The 16,460-nt window shown below is 51.9% G+C and carries 16 protein-coding genes; 7 read left to right on the forward strand and 9 right to left on the reverse strand.

Annotation, left to right across the window (positions count from 1 at the left end; genetic code table 11):
* Window positions 1–129 precede the first annotated feature (129 nt).
* From hisG to LLG46_04795, 6 genes are all read left to right on the forward strand, one after another.
* Window positions 130–999, forward strand: a complete 870-nt coding sequence (gene hisG, locus LLG46_04770) for an ATP phosphoribosyltransferase (GenBank protein ID MCE5322615.1) — start codon at window positions 130–132, stop codon at window positions 997–999.
* Between the two features lie 110 nt (window positions 1,000–1,109).
* The gene (locus LLG46_04775) at window positions 1,110–2,360 is read left to right on the forward strand and encodes a DNA adenine methylase (protein MCE5322616.1); all 1,251 of its coding nucleotides are present in this window, start codon (window positions 1,110–1,112) and stop codon (window positions 2,358–2,360) included.
* Window positions 2,361–2,375: 15 nt separating this feature from the next.
* Entirely contained in the window at window positions 2,376–2,978 is a 603-nt protein-coding gene (gene ruvA, locus LLG46_04780) for a Holliday junction branch migration protein RuvA (GenBank protein ID MCE5322617.1), read from the forward strand.
* A 239-nt stretch (window positions 2,979–3,217) separates the two neighbouring features.
* On the forward strand, window positions 3,218–4,243 hold the full coding sequence (ruvB, locus tag LLG46_04785) for a Holliday junction branch migration DNA helicase RuvB (GenBank protein MCE5322618.1): 1,026 nt from the start codon (window positions 3,218–3,220) through the stop codon (window positions 4,241–4,243).
* Between the two features lie 29 nt (window positions 4,244–4,272).
* Window positions 4,273–5,388: a zinc ribbon domain-containing protein gene (locus LLG46_04790; protein ID MCE5322619.1), complete on the forward strand. Its 1,116-nt coding sequence runs from the start codon at window positions 4,273–4,275 to the stop codon at window positions 5,386–5,388.
* On the forward strand, window positions 5,385–7,109 hold the full coding sequence (locus LLG46_04795; GenBank protein MCE5322620.1) for a tetratricopeptide repeat protein: 1,725 nt from the start codon (window positions 5,385–5,387) through the stop codon (window positions 7,107–7,109). Before LLG46_04790 ends, LLG46_04795 begins: the two co-directional genes overlap by 4 nt.
* Here LLG46_04795 and LLG46_04800 read toward each other — a convergent pair.
* Together LLG46_04800 and LLG46_04805 are read right to left on the reverse strand one after the other, a co-directional pair.
* Window positions 7,101–8,342, reverse strand: coding sequence for an Nramp family divalent metal transporter (locus LLG46_04800; protein ID MCE5322621.1), 1,242 nt, complete (start codon window positions 8,340–8,342; stop codon window positions 7,101–7,103). The two genes, LLG46_04795 and LLG46_04800, sit on opposite strands and share 9 nt — an antisense overlap.
* A 223-nt stretch (window positions 8,343–8,565) precedes the next feature.
* Window positions 8,566–9,822, reverse strand: coding sequence for a CBS domain-containing protein (locus LLG46_04805; GenBank protein MCE5322622.1), 1,257 nt, complete (start codon window positions 9,820–9,822; stop codon window positions 8,566–8,568).
* Between the two features lie 91 nt (window positions 9,823–9,913).
* On the opposite strand from LLG46_04805, the gene LLG46_04810 reads away from it, so the two are divergent.
* A complete protein-coding gene (locus LLG46_04810; protein MCE5322623.1) occupies window positions 9,914–10,393 on the forward strand; it encodes a hypothetical protein in 480 nt (159 codons plus the stop codon).
* On the opposite strand, the gene yfcE is transcribed toward LLG46_04810, so the two are convergent.
* From yfcE to LLG46_04845, 7 genes are all read right to left on the reverse strand, one after another.
* Window positions 10,390–10,953, reverse strand: a complete 564-nt coding sequence (yfcE, locus tag LLG46_04815; GenBank protein MCE5322624.1) for a phosphodiesterase — start codon at window positions 10,951–10,953, stop codon at window positions 10,390–10,392. The genes LLG46_04810 and yfcE overlap by 4 nt on opposite strands.
* Window positions 10,950–12,131 carry a trypsin-like peptidase domain-containing protein gene (locus LLG46_04820; protein ID MCE5322625.1) on the reverse strand — a complete coding sequence of 394 codons (1,182 nt, stop codon included), beginning with the start codon at window positions 12,129–12,131 and terminating at the stop codon, window positions 10,950–10,952. Before LLG46_04820 ends, yfcE begins: the two co-directional genes overlap by 4 nt.
* A complete protein-coding gene (ribE, locus tag LLG46_04825; GenBank protein ID MCE5322626.1) occupies window positions 12,128–12,598 on the reverse strand; it encodes a 6,7-dimethyl-8-ribityllumazine synthase in 471 nt (156 codons plus the stop codon). The genes LLG46_04820 and ribE overlap by 4 nt, the downstream gene beginning before the upstream one ends.
* 367 nt (window positions 12,599–12,965) lie before the next feature.
* Window positions 12,966–14,180 (reverse strand): bifunctional 3,4-dihydroxy-2-butanone-4-phosphate synthase/GTP cyclohydrolase II, encoded by a 1,215-nt coding sequence (locus tag LLG46_04830; protein ID MCE5322627.1) that lies wholly within the window; start codon window positions 14,178–14,180, stop codon window positions 12,966–12,968.
* Window positions 14,181–14,192: 12 nt separating this feature from the next.
* Window positions 14,193–14,828 carry a riboflavin synthase gene (locus LLG46_04835; GenBank protein MCE5322628.1) on the reverse strand — a complete coding sequence of 212 codons (636 nt, stop codon included), beginning with the start codon at window positions 14,826–14,828 and terminating at the stop codon, window positions 14,193–14,195.
* Window positions 14,829–15,014: 186 nt separating this feature from the next.
* Complete coding sequence (gene ribD, locus LLG46_04840) at window positions 15,015–16,091, reverse strand: bifunctional diaminohydroxyphosphoribosylaminopyrimidine deaminase/5-amino-6-(5-phosphoribosylamino)uracil reductase RibD (protein ID MCE5322629.1); 1,077 nt, start codon at window positions 16,089–16,091, stop codon at window positions 15,015–15,017.
* A 14-nt stretch (window positions 16,092–16,105) separates the two neighbouring features.
* The gene (locus LLG46_04845) at window positions 16,106–16,459 is read right to left on the reverse strand and encodes a hypothetical protein (GenBank protein ID MCE5322630.1); all 354 of its coding nucleotides are present in this window, start codon (window positions 16,457–16,459) and stop codon (window positions 16,106–16,108) included.
* Between the last annotated feature and the right edge of the window lies 1 nt (window position 16,460).

Consider the following 16,460-nt stretch of genomic DNA (forward strand, 5'->3'; position numbering starts at 1 on the left):
AGGGCGAGGTTCCCACCGAGCCGTATTTGTTCCCGAAAACTGAACTGTTTCGACATGAATCCTGATTTGACCAAGGCTCCCTGCTCACGATATAATGTTGCGGTTGAACTTGTATCGAGGTAAATATAATTGACACTTAAGATTGCGCTGCCGAAAGGGAGCTTGCAGGAAGCTACATTTGGTCTTTTCAAGAAAGCGGGCTGGGATTTCAGGGTCTCGTCACGATCATATCATCCATCCTGTGACGATCCTGAGATAGAAGCCACACTGCTGCGCGCACAGGAGATTGCGCGTTACGTGGAGGCGGGAGTGCTGGATGTCGGCATCACGGGCCACGACAACGTACGCGAATGTGACGCGGATGTTCACGAAGTCTGTGAACTGCACTATTCCAAAGCCACCACAAAACCATATCGCTGGGTGCTTGCGGCTCCCAAGGATTCCGGAATCAAAGGACCCAAAGACCTGGAAGGCAAGCGTGTGGCAACAGAACTTGTAAACGTTACTAAGCGCTATTTTCAGGAACATGGGGTCAACTGCCGGGTAGAGTTCTCATGGGGCGCGACGGAGGTCAAAGTCCCCGAACTGGTGGATGCGATAGTCGAAGGAACTGAAACAGGCAGCACCCTCAAGGCGCATGGTCTGGAAATTCTCGATACTCTGCTCGTCTCCACGACACGTCTGATTGCAAATAAAGACGCATGGAACGACGAGTGGAAACGCCGCAAGATCGAAAACATTGCCATGCTGCTGCAGGCCGCTCTCACAGCGGACGGGCTTGTGGGTCTCAAGATGAATATTCCTTGCAATAAGCTCGACGACATTCTGGCCGAGCTTCCCAGCCTCAAAAAGCCGACCATTTCGCCGCTTGCGGACGAGGGTTGGGTCGCTGCTGAGATTATTGTGGAAGAACACGCCGTTCGTGAGCTTATCCCAAGCCTCAAGCGCGCAGGAGCATCAGGGATTGTGGAGTATGCGCTTAATAAAGTGATTTATTAGTGGGGGCTTTGCCCCCAATCCCCCACCAGAGACTCTGGGCAAAGCAAATTGTTTATACAATTATATGTGTATTATAAAAGTAAACAATCTGCTTTGGTGGAAATTTGAGGGTGAAACCCTCAATATCAACGGAGCAGCAATTGGTATCTGCCAGGTCCAATTATCTCTATAACCAGTTGATCCCGTATATCGGAAACAAGCGCAAGTTGCTCGACCTTATCGCAAAAGCGCTGAGAAGCACTGGTGTCCGATCAGATTCAACTTTTCTTGACCTGTTTGCGGGTGGCGGGGTCGTGTCTCGATTTGCCAAGTCTCTGGATTATCGAGTCATATCGAATGACTGGGAGCCGTATACAAGGCCGATCAATACATGCTATATAGAGTGCAATCAGGCTCCACCTTTTGCTGCTCTCGGCGGATATGAGACGGCGATAGATATTCTGAATTGCCTGCCTTCGCGTGTGGACTGGGTCACCGAGCACCTCTGTCCCGATGACGACACGCAGTATGACGTGACCAGGGATCGCATGTTTTATATGCGCAAAAACGGGATGCGCATAGACGCGATTCGCAACCAGATAGAGCTTTGGAAAAACGCCGGGCAGATAAAAGATGTGGAGGAGGAGTGCCTGCTGGCTCCGCTGCTTTACCAGGCATGCTATAACAGCAACACCAGCGGCGTATTCAAGGGATTTCACAACGGCTGGGGCGGACAGACACGGACTGCGCTGTATCGTATAGCAGGGGACTTGCGCCTGTCTCCGGCTGTGTTCTATGATAATCACAAAAACAACATCGTCACATGTCGTGATGCGCAGGCACTGGTGGACGACATGAGCGAAAATGAGGTCGACATAGCCTATCTCGACCCGCCGTATAACCAGCATCCATACGGCAGTAACTATCATGTGCTCAACTCGGTTGCGCTGTGGGACAAACCTAAGCTGAGCAGAAAAATTACACATGGCACAAAGTCGGCAATCCGTATGGACTGGCGCGACCTGCGTCGCAGCCCGTATAACTACAAATCCGAGGCTCTGCAGGCATACGTCAGGCTGATAGACTCCATAAACGCACGATTCATAATGACCAGCTACAGTACAGATGGTATAATTCCGCTGGAGCAGTTGCTTGCTGCCAATGTGAAGCGCGGAAGCGTGCAAGTCGAGATGCGTGAGTACAAGAGATATCGCGTAAGCTCACAGAGGTTCTCAAAAAAACCGATGAATGTCGAGATTGTCGTGGTCATGGATACGCATCTGACAAGTAGCGCATCCGTCGACAACCTGATGGCCGATATTGCGGCGGCAGAAAAGAACGCGCTCGCAGCTCATCGCGAAAACAGTGGAATCAATTCGTAATCAGAGGATAGACTATTGATCGCACATCTGCATGGACAACTGGCAAGAGTGGAAGCCGACTATGTCGTAATCGACATAAACGGTGTCGGCTATAAGGCATATCTGCCTCTTGCCACCATAACTCAGATGCCCCAGATAGGCGATGAGATCAAGGTGTTGGTCTCGACAATTGTTAAAGAAGACTCGATCACGCTCTATGGCTTTGTTGACCAAGCTCAGCAGAGCCTGTTTGAACTGCTGTTGACCGTGAGCGGAGTCGGACCCAAGGTTGCACTGAACATTTTGTCGGTTTTGTCAGTCGAACAGATAGTGAGCGCCATATCCGGTGAGCGTCATACAGAACTCAACAGGGTTCCGGGCGTGGGCACGAAGACAGCTCAACGGATCGTATTAGAGCTGAAAGAAAAGATTACGTTGCCGCAGTGGGCGCAAGCGGCACGTGCATCGATGCCTGCAGAGCAGCGCAGTCTCGATGACGCCATCGAAGGTCTGGTTGCACTGGGCTACAATCGCAATGATGCACGCAGCGCCGCCCAGGAGGCTGTGAAGTCTATTAAGGGCACGCCTGAGACTGGAAATATAGTCAGGGCTGCGTTAAAGTTGTTGTCGAAAAGCTGAGTGTAAAGTTGAAAGTGGAAAGCCGAAAGCAGGCATGACGCCACTCCCTCTCCTGGGGGAGAGGGTTGGGGTGAGGGCGCAACCCCGTAGTTTTCGCACATTCTGTTTTTGACCTGTGTAATTGCAATCGGAAATTGCGAGATTCTGTTTCGGACCGGATCGGATATCCGGTCCGAACGGAGAGAGTGTATGGGCTCTTGGCTCTCCACTCTTCGCTCTCAGCTTGTTAAGGAGTGAGCATGGATTTTGAGGAGCGGCTGATGTCGCCGGAGCTTATGGATGAGGACCAGGCTGCAGAACTGTCCCTCCGTCCGCGCAGGCTCGACGAATTCATAGGTCGCGCAAAGATAAAAGAAAGTCTGAGCGTATTCATTCAGGCCGCACACATGCGTGCGGAGGCGCTCGACCACGTCCTGCTCTACGGTCCTCCAGGCCTTGGCAAGACCACCCTGGCCTATATTATCGCTAACGAGATGGAAGTCTCGATAAGGAGCACATCCGGCCCCGCCATTGAGCGCCCGGGCGACCTCGCGGCGATCCTTACCAATATCGAGCCAGGCAGCGTGCTATTCATCGACGAAATCCACAGACTAAACCGCGCGGTCGAAGAGATTCTCTACCCGGCTATGGAAGACTATCAGCTCGATCTGGTGATAGGCAAAGGTCCCAGTGCAAGGACAATCAAGCTGGATTTGCCCAAGTTCACCCTGATAGGCGCAACTACCCGCACAGGTCTCATCACATCGCCACTGCGGGCCAGGTTCGGTATAGTTCACAATTTTGAGTTCTACGACGTCGAAAGCCTGAGCACGATAGTCTCCAGATCTGCGTCGATCCTGGGAGTAACGATAACTGACGACGGCGCATATGAGATTGCAGGTCGATCCAGAGGCACTCCGCGCATCGCTAACCGTGTCCTGCGCAGGGTGCGTGACTATGCCCAGGTCAAAGCTGACGGCACAATAAACCAGAATGTGGCGACAGACGGCCTGGCGATGCTGGAAATTGACGAATGCGGACTGGATGACGCGGACAGGCGCCTGCTCAAGTGTATAATCGAGAAATTTGACGGCGGTCCGGTAGGTGTGGAGACTATAGCCTCCGCCACTGGTGAAGAGCGCGATACTATCGAGGATGCTCATGAGCCGTATCTCATCCAACTGGGATTTATCAATCGCACGCCGCGCGGCCGTGTCGCAACCCGGCTTGCTTATGAACACCTTGGCATGACGCCAAAGAATGCAGGTCAATCCGGCCTGTTTTGAACTGACAATATACAACCGAGTATTTGCCTATGAAATGTCCAAAATGCGGCACATATAATGGAAAAACAAACAAGTTTTGCAGGGAATGTGGACTGCACCTGTCGTGGGTGGTCGAGGATGACAACATTCAGGCGGACAAGGCCAATGACGAAGTTGCGCTGGGTGAAGCGCTGGCCGATGTTTACAACTGCTACGAATCGGGGGACCTGGATGCAGCCCTTGCAGAAGCAGAGAAGATAGTTTTCAATAATTCGGGCAGCACATCCGCGCATGGCGTACTGGCTCTGATATATGAGCGCAAAGGCGAGATGGAACTGGACGCTTATAATGCACAGTCCGCCCGCCGCTATCTGGAGCTTGCGCTGTCTGAATATGAGCAAATTATCAGTCTCAACCCCAAAAGCACCGCTGACAGAGAGAAGTTGGCAGTGCTGCGGGCAAAACTCAAGGGTAAAAAACAGACTCCGGGTTTGTGGCGAATTGCTACTTTTAAGAAAGCAGCACACTCTATTCCGCCGCCATTGTTTGCTTCGGGTATCGCGTTTATCGTTATACTGATGCTTGCAATCATACTTATTCCGGGTAGTAAAAAGTCTCAATTGCCTGAGCGATTAAAGCCAAACTCTATCGTCAGGCAGCAGGCTAGTGCCGGCAGCAACAGCTCAAGCCTGGAGAGCACCAATTCCTCTCCAAGACTGAAAGTCTATACATTTCCTGCGCCTGCGACGCAGTCTACGACTCCTGCGCCAACACCGGCTCCTAAGCCTGCAACAAACACCAAACCTGGCTCTTCAGAGGTCAAACCGGTAAAATTGCCTTCAATCGGCAATGAGCTTACTATTGTTGCTGAGCCAAAGGCATCTAAGAAAGCAAGCGCCACGGTCGAACCAGCCCAGGCAAAAGCGGCCAAGCCTACCCCATCGCCACAAAAAGAGAATACTACGCCAAAAGTAGACGGCAGCAGCCTTCTTGCAGCCGCTATCCAATTGCGAAATAAAGGGCAAACACAGGAGGCAATAAGCACCGCCGAGCAAGCTATCACTCATTTTCATTCGGAGATCAATTCCGGCTCCAATGCGACAAGCGCTCAACGCGGAATCGAAAATGCCAAAAAGCTGATCGCGCTCTGGCAGCAGGCACAATGATGAGCAGAATTATTTCTTTATGGTTCATAATCATAGTATGCACCGCTTCTCTTGGCAGCCCCATTATGGCACAGGAGAAGTCGCGTCCCGTCGTGCTGCTGTACAAGACCGAAAAAACACAGGACTTCGACAATTCATTCATCACAGCCGCAACCCGCGCAATTAAAACCTACTTCCGTGAAACCCAACGAGTTGATGTGATGATATTCGACAGTGAGTCACCTACCGTCGCACGCGCTGTTTTGGATAAAAAGCTCAGCGCAGACAGCGTCACCAGTTATTCCACTCGCGAACAGAAGATAGAGGTTGCAAAAGTCCTTGGGTTCGATTATGCCTCGTGCGCGGCGGTCGCTATAGATACACCTCAAGACATCGGCAAAAAAATTCTCAAAATGAAAATCTGGCTGGTCGACGTAAATGCGGGACCAAAGGAAATTTGGGAAACAGCAAGTTCCGCCGTATATATGGATACGGACGCCATGGCCATAAATAACACCATTCAGTCAGTCGCAAACAAGGCTGTGCTCGAAGTCACACGCCAGGCATTTGAAAAACTGCCTATCGTCAATTCTGTCGATCCGACTACCGGCGATGAGTCCATAGCAATTGGGGCTGCAAAACCCTTGGAAGTAAAGCAGCTTGATGCAAGTGACTACAGTTCCAAGGCTGAGGCAAGTATCAGCGCCGGAAATTTGGCCGAATCAATCGAGGAATACTCAAATGCGGTGAACTCTGACCCATTTAACGGACCGCTGCGCATAAAGCTTGCCGAAGCCTATGCGCAAAAGAAAATGTATAAGGAAGCACTGGATACGCTCGACCGTGCCCTGGCAATAGGTGCGGAAAAGGCTCTGGTTGATTCGGCAAGGCAGAAGATAGAAGCGATGCAAACCGGCCAGGTAGCAGCAGTTACCAAAGAGCCTGAGCAAGATATTTCAAATAATTCAAGTGTGCATGAACCTCCATCCAATACTCGGCAGACTACCCAGCCTGTGCGGATCAACAAAAAAAATGCAGCCTCAGCAGCCATTGCCAAGATTGTTGAGGGCGATAAGCTATGGGATAAGGGTGACCCCGATGAGGCAGCCAAATCATACATGCAGGCGATTTCACTCAACCCATCTGACTGGCGAGCACATGAAAGACTTGCGGTCGTGGATGCTTCGATGTCGCTGTTCGGCGAGAGTCGCAAAGTCTTGGAGCAGCTCAAGACAATGCAGACAAACCCTTCGGATGCAACTGTCGCTAGGCGATATGAAATGCTGCGTAAGATATTCGACAAGTCTTTCGCGATGCTTCTGAACCAGTATCAGTCCGAGTCAGACAATTTCCGTGCGCACAAAATAACACGTGAGGGCTATTACAGCACCATTAGGGGACTATCTCTGCGCTCTGAGGCTATGGCACAGTTTCTGGATGCCCTGACAGTTCCCGCGCAAAAGCAGCCGGCTAATCTTCATCGCAGCCTGGCCTGCGGTCTCTTTGCTCAGGCTGCATCCAGTATGATCGACTATCTGGAAACCAACTTGGCACAGTCCAAAAACAATGCCCAGACGTTTGTCGACCAAGCAAAAAAGGAGCTTGATGAGGCGGGCAGACTGGATCAGGACAGGCAAGAGAAAGCAATTGTCACAAAGGTGCAGCAGTCTGAGGAAGAGGAAACAGATCAGCATGATGATTCCCAGCCATATGATGATGCACTGGAAGAATATTTACCCTAACCCCAAAACCAATCCGCCAAGCCACGCAATAGTCATCGCAATCAGCACTATAGCCATCGCCCACACTGCAATATTGTAGACCTTTGAGTTTGTGTAGGATCCCATTACGTCCTTGCGGTTGATTAACTTGAGCATAAATACAAGTATGACCGGCAGCAATATGCCGCTTATCGCCTGGGCATTGATCATGATCTGGATCAATCCCTTGTTAGGCAGCAGGACGACCGCCACTCCAAAGAGTATGGAAAATGTATAGATGCCATAAAAGATCGGTGCCTCACTGAACTTGCGAGAGACCCCGATCTCCCAGCCAAAAGCCTCAGAATATGTGTAGGCGGTCGACAATGGCAAGACCGCAGCCGCCAGGAGCGATGCGTTGAACAGACCCACGGCAAACAATATCTCTGCATACCTGCCAGCGACAGGCTCAAGCGCCTTGGCTATCTGCGCAGCAGTTATTTCTGAGCCGCTCACCTTGCCGTATACGGTTGCACCAGCAGCCACAATAATAAAAAACGATACCAGATCGGTCATGAATGCGCCGACATATACATCCCACTTCTGATATACATAGTTCTGCACGCGCACACCCTTATCAACCACTGTCGCTTGGAGGAAAAACTGCATCCACGGAGTGATTGTGGTCCCGATGACCGCGATTGCCAGATATATGAACACAGGGTTGGTGTTGAGTCTCGGCACCAGGGTCGCATGCATCACTTCAGACCAGTCCGGCTTGGCCATTATTCCGGCTACGATATATGTGGCATACAGTATAGTGAGAGCCATAAAGACGCGCTCAACTGTCTTGAACGTGCCCTTCACCACCAAAAGCCATATGACTATGGCTGCCGTTGGGACTGTGAAATATCGAGAAATACCGAAGAGTTCCAGGCTTGCAGCAATGCCCGCGAATTCGGCGGAGGTGGTTGCGAGGTTAGCAATAAGCAGTGTGCCAAGCGCAAACATGGTCCACTTGACACCGAAGTTTTCTCGGATAAGCTCCCCAAGGCCCTTTTGAGTGACCACACCCATCCGCGCACACATTTCCTGGATCATCGCCAGCACAAATGTGATCAGCACGATAACCCAGAGGAGGTCGTAACGATATAAGGCGCCGGCTACCGAGTACGTGGTGATCCCGCCCGCGTCGTTGTCCGCCGCGGCCGTAATGATCCCCGGTCCAATTACGGCCAGAAACATCAGCAGCCGCTTGCGACCCAGTCGCCTCATAACTAACCCCCTTCCAATTTAGTATTTGAGATCTTATATTTGATATTTGATTTGGTATTTGGTCGGCGTACAAAAGCTGTGCCAGTGGTTTCGGAGCCTCCACTTTCCACACTCCATTTTCCACTACTCGCAATGGAGGGTTGGGTACGTCACCGCCCTGATCGGCGCTTTCTAACCTTTGCTCTCCACTGTCAGCTTTTCGTTTTCCACTTTCCACTTTTAATCAGCTCCAGATTTTCGGGATACGCCTGCGTCTACCCTCAGGCGTGATCTCTTCCAGGATATCATCCACAGTGACGATGCCCTGCAGCTCATTTTCTTCATCAACAACCGGGACAGCCAGCAGATTGTAATCACTCATCGTATGCTGGATTTTCTCTACATCCGCATCCAAATGCACATGAATAACATTGGAGACCATGATATCTTCGATCCTGGTCTCGGGCTGCGCCACTATCAAATCGCGCAGCGACAATACCCCCACAAGATGCTCGGCTGAGTCGACAACATACACATAGTAGACCGTCTCCGCGCTCGGCTCAAGCTCACGCAGCCGGTCGATGGTCTGCTGGGCGGTCATATCCTTCGATACCGCCACATACTCGGTCGTCATCAAGCCACCCGCTGTGTTGTCCTCATAGGCAAGCAGTTCTTTGACATCCTCCGCCTCTTCAGGCTCCATCTCTTCCAGGATGTCTTCGCGGCGCTCGGCACTTATATCACCCAAAACGTCCGCAGCCTCGTCCGGCTCCATCTCCTCCAGAATATCCGCCGCAAGCTCATCCTCAAGATTCTCGACGATCGATGCCTGAACCTCGGGATCGGCCTCCGTAAGCACCTCGGCGGCTGTCTCAACATCCAGAGTCTCTATGACATCCGCCCTCTGATGAGGATCAAGCTCATTTATAATACGGGCAATATCAGACGGATGCAGCGCGCTGAGCCTCTCCGCCGACACCTTAAGCTTGAGTCGACCCAGACCACGCTCGAAGGTCTCCATGTCATGCCATGCAATCACTCTAGAACTCGGCTTGATCCTGATTATCTTCGAGAGCTTGTCCGCTGCATGCATCAGACCCATCCTGCGCAGCAGTCCGCGAGCACCAGTATCTACACCGACCAGATACAGCCTGTCGCCGGACGGCTCAATACGCACGTCGTTGACGCGCACCACACGGTAGTCATGCACATCCACGATCTGCTTGTCCATAATATTGGTCCGCAGCAGCAGATCCTCGTCCGTTATCTCATAATCCTTTATCTGGTCCACATTGACCGCCAATGAGAACCTCTCGGACTCTTCGTCGTACACAAAAGACTGCCAGGCGACATTTCTTACCTGATGCCTGCCGGTCTTTACAACCACTGCCGATATGACGGGCAGATGCGGCCCGGGAGATGCGATGAGATCATCGAGCTTGCCCAGTTCTCTGCCGCTTGGGTCTTTTATGGTCTGTCCTACAACGTATGATAGATACATGCTAATATACTTTACATCCCGCCCGCGAGGGTGTCAATCATCATTTTTTGTGTTATGATATGCTTACACTTTATCCCCAGGGTATCTCGCTATGCGCACATATATATGGTTGGCTCTGCTTGCAATTGTGGTCTCTTTCGTCATCATCGCATTTGTGACGGTGGACAGAAGCGCTGATGAGGCGCAGATACGTTCTATGGTAAGCGACACAGTCTCATCCATCAACAAGCGCGACCTCGGCGGAACAATCGGATGCGTATCCAGAGACTATAAAGACTCCACCGATATGACTTATGAACGCCTGAGAATACTGGTTGCTCAGGCACTGCGTGTCGAGACCGACTACCATGCCAGCGCAAAGGTGAAGAGCGTCAGTATAGAAGGCGATAAGGCTGAGGTGGAACTGCACTTCACAGTGACTGCCATCAAGGATGGAAGCCCCATGTACGAGCGCGACTTGACGCTGCACATGGCAAAAGAAAACTCAAAACATGCATGGATCATACCAGTAAAGGTGTGGCGGGTAATAGCCGTGGATGGACTGGCGCTGGAGTCTGAAATCAAGTATTAAAGCTCACCTGAATCTGCAATTATAGACCCATCATTTATGTTGATGATCCTTGCACCGGTATCTGTTATTACCCCGACACTAGGAACCGGCTTACCGTCTATCTCATACTTGGGAATCGATGGGCTGCCGGGGTTCATCAGGACAAGATCACCCGCATCCTCAAGCACAGGCACATGAGTATGGCCCGAGATGAAATAATGTGCCTTGTAGCGTTTGCCGAGGTCTATCATCTGATCGCGTGAGAGCGTGTGGCCGTGATTGATTACAATACGCACTCCGGTGCATGAGACATACGCATACGGCGACTGCACAGGAATCTTCAGCAGCTCTTCATAAACTTGCGCGTCGCAGTTGCCCTGAGCTATCACGATGGGAATCTCGGACGAGTTTATGGCCTCCGCTAAAGCTGGAATATCATAACCATCCATAAAGCCCATACGCGGGGGGTGATAAAGCACATCCCCCGCATGGACTATCAGATCAGCATCGCCTATAAAGCCCAGAGCCTTTTCATAGGCGGCAATGTTGCCGTGTGTGTCGCTGATTACACCTATCTTCATTGCTGAGGCTGGGTTCCGTAATCGGCGGGCATCTTGCCGAGCCTGACAGTCACATCGACTGTCTTGCCGTCGGTGCGGCGCCATATCTGCAGCTTGATAGTCTGACCTATCTTTGCCTGCAGGACCTCGTTGCTCACGCTTGTCTTGCCGCTTTCAACATGGCTGGAATTGGAAATAGGCTTGCCGTTGACTTTGAGTATGATATCACCGACCTGCAAACCCGCCTGCTCAGCAGGGCTGCCGGGACGCACACCGCGTATTTCGGCTCCATCAGCTTTCGGCATACCGGTGATTCCACCCTGCTCAAGCTGCTTCCTGCGAGCCGAATCATATGGGCCATACATAATGCCCAGATACGGATGATCGACTTTGCCGCTCTTTATCAGCTTCTCGGCCACATTCTTCGCCGTGTTGCTGGGTATCGCAAAACCGATACCTATGCTGCCGCCGGATGTCGAGGCGATCATTGTGTTGATACCGATAAGGTTGCCGTTCAGATCCGAAAGTGCGCCTCCACTGTTGCCTGGATTGATGGCGGCATCTGTCTGGATCAGCTTCTCCAACTGCAGTGTCTGACCATTGATATTGAATGGACCTCGCCTGAGTGCACTGACAACACCAACCGTTACCGTTGACTCATAGCCCAGCGGACTTCCGACCGCTATCGCCCAGTCACCGACCTTGAGTGTGTCCGAATTGGCGAATCTGGCATACTTCAGACCGCGCGCATCAATCTTGATGACCGCGATGTCCGAAGCCGGATCACGCCCAATGAGCTTTGCAGCATATTGCCTGCCGTTGTGCAAAGTAACTTTCATCTCGGCAGCGCCTGCTGCAACATGGTTGTTGGTCACGATATAGCCGTCCTGGCTGAATATGACACCGGAACCCTGACCTTTCGGCACAACCTTCTCAGGCATACCACCAAAGAAATCGAATGGATTGAACTGCACCGTGGGCTTACCAGTGGTATCGATATTCACCACATAGTCGCTGACTATTGCAGCAGCACTACTGACGCTGTTCGATCCACCATTTATGACAGCCGGACCGCCGCGCGGAATATTGGGCGCGGAAACGGGACCGGCAGTAGGCGGACCATACCAGCGGTAGAGCACCCCGGCGCAAACTATAAAACCAAGGATGAAAACGACGAAGTACTCTATAAACCTTTTCATTTACCGATACTCCTGACTAGATTTGCCATTTCGATGGCTGATTCGGCGGCGTCAAAGCCTTTATTACCCGCTTTTGTTCCCGCTCGCTCAATCGCCTGTTCGATACTGTCCGTGGTGATTACACCGAAAATTACAGGAACTCCTGTATGCAGCCCGACATGCGCGATGCCCTTCGATACCTCCGAGGCGATGTAGTCGAAGTGAGGCGTGGCACCCCTGATTACGGTCCCAACGCAGATGACTGCATCGTATTTCTTGGATTCTGCCATCTTCTTTGCTATGACCGGAATCTCGAATGCGCCGGGAACCCATGCAATCTCGACATCGTCCTCGGAAGCGCCATGACGTTTGATCGCGTCGAGCGCACCCTCCAGAAGTTTGTTTGTTATAAACTCGTTGAACCTGCTCGCCACTATACCGAACTTCAGGCCTTTCGCAACAAGCTGACCTTCGTATACCTTTGGCATTTTTGCCTCCCTTGAAAATAGCTGAGAGCGGAGAGTCGAGAGCTAAGAGCCCGGACCATTTACCGCTCAGTTAACCTCATAGCTTCAGGGCACCGCCCGCAAAGCATAAATCAATAATCAATATCAAATACTCATTACTCAATCAAGTTGGAACGCCGGGGCAGGAATACCCCGGACAATCAAGCACCGCAATCGGAAATTGCGAGACTTCTTTTTCGGGTGCGATCAGATATCGCACCCGATCATAGATCAAATCCTCACCCATTACCCGCAAAGCACAAAAAAAGCAGATTCCTCGTCGTTACTCCTCGGAATGACGGTATATGGAGCGCCCTACGTCAAATACTCAATCTAAAATACTCATTACTCAATCAAGAAGATGTCCCATTCGGTCGCGCTTTGTGGTGAGATAGCGGACATTGTCCTTGTTCGGCTCGCAAACCATGGGCACGCGTTCGACAATCTCCAAATCGTAACCCTGCAAAGCTACATATTTGCCCGGATTGTTGGTCATTAGGCGGATCTTCTTGAGACCCAGGTCGACCAGAATCTGCGCACCAAGGCTGTAATCGCGCATATCATTGGGAAAGCCGAGCATATGGTTGGCCTCGATTGTGTCGGCGCCATGATCCTGAAGCACATATGCCTTGAGTTTGTTTACAATGCCTATGCCCCGGCCTTCATGGTGATAAATATACAAAATGACGCCCTTGCCCTCATCGGCAACCATCTGCATGGCCCTGTGAAGCTGCTCGCCGCAGTCGCAGCGCAGTGAACCGAAAACATCACCAGTCAGACATCCCGAATGGATGCGCACAAGTGTAGGCTCGCCGTCGGTGACATCGCCCATCACAAGCGCAATGTAAGGGCTGGACTCGACAGTAGATTGATAGCCATGCGCCATAAACTCGCCATACTCCGTCGGGATACGGCAGGCCGCAAACTCGAAGACCAGGCGGTCATTCAATCGGCGATATTTGATCAGGTCGGCGATGGTGACGATTTTCATATCCCACTTGTTGGCAATCTCGATCAGTTCGGGGAGCCTGGCCATCGTACCGTCCTCGCTGAGAATCTCACAAAGCACACCACTCGAACCCATATCGGCATGTTTGACCAGATCGACCACCGCCTCGGTGTGACCGGCACGAACCAGCACCCCACCCTCCTCGGCGCGCAGCGGATGGATGTGGCCGGGGCGCGCAAGGTCTTCGGGACGGGCATCCGGGTCGACAAAGGTCTTGATGGTCTTTGCCCGATCCTGAGCGGAGATGCCTGTGGTGGTGCCGTGAATGGCATCCACACTGACCGTGAAAGCCGTGCCAAGCCTGGCTGTGTTCTTCTCGACCATCATCGGCAGACCCAGCTCTTCAAGACGCGTTGCGGTTGTGGGCACGCAGATCATACCACGGCCGTATCTGGCCATGAAATTGACCGCCTCCGGGGTGACGGCCTGCGCCGCCATTATAAAATCGCCTTCGTTTTCGCGGTCCTCATCATCGACCACGATTATCATCTTCCCGGCCTTGATATCCTCAATGGCCTCGGGGATATTGGCGAATACTGTTTCAGTATTATTCATTACAAATGCCCTTTACATAAATCCTGCTTCGCGGAGGAGGTCTTCGGTCACACCGGACTCACCGCGAGCGTTCATAAATTTCTCAACATACTTGCCTATTATATCTGCCTCGAGGTTGACACTATCGCCTGCCCGCCTCAAGCCAAGCGTGGTCACCTCAAGAGTGTGCGGGATCACCGAAATAGTGAACTCGCGGTCATTTTCTGAAGCAATGGTCAGACTTGTTCCATCGACTGCAATGGAACCCTTCTCGACCACATAACGCATTATCTCGGGCGGCGCAGCTATACGTATCACCACGGACTCGGCCAGTCTGTCTATCGACATGATCGTCCCTGTGCCGTCGACATGACCCTGCACGAAATGACCGCCCATCATCTTGCCCGCCCTGAGGCTTGCCTCAAGGTTCACTTTGTCGCCTGGACGCAGGCTCTTCAGTGTGCTCCGGCTCAAAGTCTCAGTCACGGCATCAAAAGTCATCTCAGCCGAGCCAATAGACGTGACTGTAAGGCAAGTGCCATTTATGGACACACTGTCGCCGATGGACACATCATTTATCACTTTGCTCGACCCGACAACAAGCCGCCCCACCGTGCCGACGGTGAGGCTTTTTACCGTGCCTATTTCTTCTATCAGGCCTGTGAACAACTAAAACCCCTAGCCATTATGATTGAGTATTTTAGATTTGATATTGAGTATTTGCTGGAAAGCGTCTCAGCAATTCTTAAGAAAGCCTTCGTAGATCGATTGATTTCCATTTGCGATCACAATAGTTCAAAGCAGATTCCTCACATTCGTTCGGAATGACATTATGCGAGCACACAGCAAATGCACTCATGCAGTATCGGGATATACTACATACCCTTCGACGGCAATGTCGTCGCCAAATCGTCTTACCCTAATATGGTCGAGCTTAACCGCGCAAGATATACTCTCCGCTCCGACACCCGCAACAGAATTTACTGAATCATGCCCGCCGATGATAATTGGAGCATGAAAATATAACACTTTATCGACCAGGCGTTCCTCTATGGCAAAGGCCGCTGTTTCGCCACCGCCCTCGATGAGCACGCTCAAACATCCCATAGTGCCCAGTTCGCGCATAAGCCCGGTCAGTGGCGGACGACAACCCGTCTCATTCAATGTTATTATACGCGCACCGGCCGCTTCGAGTTTCCTTAATGATGCAGCATCGGCATATGGTCCGGCGGCTACAATCGACTCGCCAGGCTCGTTGAATAACTTCAGGCTCGGCGACAAGTCACCGGTACCCGTGATAACAACACGGATCGGATAATATACTGTCCTGCCGATGCGAGCAGTCAGAGCAGGATCGTCTGTGCGCGCTGTGCCGCCGCCAACTATTATAGCATCCACACGGCTTCTGACGCCATGGGCATATACGCGGGAGCGCTCGTTGGTGATCCACTTGGAATCGCCCGTGCAGGTCGCAATCTTGCCATCAATGCTCATTGCGGACTTGAGGATCACAAACGGCAGACCTGTGGTGCGGTGCTTGATATAGGCTTCATTGAGCGCGCGGGCTTCCTCTTCGAGCAGAGGGTTGTGAACCTTTATTCCTGCCGATCTGAGTTCGTCAAGACCTTTGGAGGACACTTTCGGGTCGGGATCGGTCATGGCGGCATATACTTCGGAGATACCCGCTTTTATAATAGCCTGGGTGCAGGGAGGAGTGCGCCCTTGATGGCAGCATGGCTCGAGCGTGACATACATGACTGCGCCTGCAGCCCTGTCACCGGCTTCGCGCAGAGCAAAAACCTCGGCGTGCGGCTCACCTGCCTTGGGATGATATCCCTCGCCGACGATCTCGCCATCCTTTACGATCACCGCGCCGACCATGGGGTTCGGACTTGTCCTGCCGCGTTTTGCAAGGCTCAGAGCACGGCGCATATAGTCTTCATGTGTCACTTGCGCTCGTCCTTTTCAACACCGCGCAGAACGCTTTTAACCGATGAGTAGCCTTTCATCACAGCCAGCAAATCGAATGTCGCTAATACAACTACAGCCAGACCCAGCAGAATGCAGATGAACCAATATATCAGCTCGGCGAGTTTGCTCACGTGAAGAGCAACCCATCCACCCGCAAGGATCATGATAAGCAGCAATTCGAGGATCGATATCAGTATTACGCGAAGTATACGTAGGCGTCTGCCGACAACGGAGCCGGGCGATTGCCATTTGCGCAGTTCAACGAGAAAGACAGTCGGTATTGCGACTATGCCGACCAGAGCCAGCCATTGGATGAATGATCCGGGCATT

Source organism: bacterium, assembly GCA_021371935.1.
Classification (GTDB): domain Bacteria; phylum Armatimonadota; class UBA5829; order UBA5829; family UBA5829; genus UBA5829.

Bases quoted from the DNA above. Each gene is read 5' to 3' on its own strand.
- ruvB (MCE5322618.1), top strand. From the start codon at position 3,218: ATGGATTTTGAGGAGCGGCTGATGTCGCCGGAGCTTATGGATGAGGAC.
- LLG46_04790 (MCE5322619.1), top strand. From the start codon at position 4,273: ATGAAATGTCCAAAATGCGGCACATATAATGGAAAAACAAACAAGTTT.
- LLG46_04795 (MCE5322620.1), top strand. From the start codon at position 5,385: ATGATGAGCAGAATTATTTCTTTATGGTTCATAATCATAGTATGCACC.
- LLG46_04800 (MCE5322621.1), bottom strand. From the start codon at position 8,342: ATGAGGCGACTGGGTCGCAAGCGGCTGCTGATGTTTCTGGCCGTAATT.
- LLG46_04805 (MCE5322622.1), bottom strand. From the start codon at position 9,822: ATGTATCTATCATACGTTGTAGGACAGACCATAAAAGACCCAAGCGGC.
- LLG46_04810 (MCE5322623.1), top strand. From the start codon at position 9,914: ATGCGCACATATATATGGTTGGCTCTGCTTGCAATTGTGGTCTCTTTC.
- yfcE (MCE5322624.1), bottom strand. From the start codon at position 10,953: ATGAAGATAGGTGTAATCAGCGACACACACGGCAACATTGCCGCCTAT.
- LLG46_04820 (MCE5322625.1), bottom strand. From the start codon at position 12,131: ATGAAAAGGTTTATAGAGTACTTCGTCGTTTTCATCCTTGGTTTTATA.
- ribE (MCE5322626.1), bottom strand. From the start codon at position 12,598: ATGCCAAAGGTATACGAAGGTCAGCTTGTTGCGAAAGGCCTGAAGTTC.
- LLG46_04830 (MCE5322627.1), bottom strand. From the start codon at position 14,180: ATGAATAATACTGAAACAGTATTCGCCAATATCCCCGAGGCCATTGAG.
- ribD (MCE5322629.1), bottom strand. From the start codon at position 16,091: ATGCGCCGTGCTCTGAGCCTTGCAAAACGCGGCAGGACAAGTCCGAAC.
- LLG46_04845 (MCE5322630.1), bottom strand. From the start codon at position 16,459: ATGCCCGGATCATTCATCCAATGGCTGGCTCTGGTCGGCATAGTCGCA.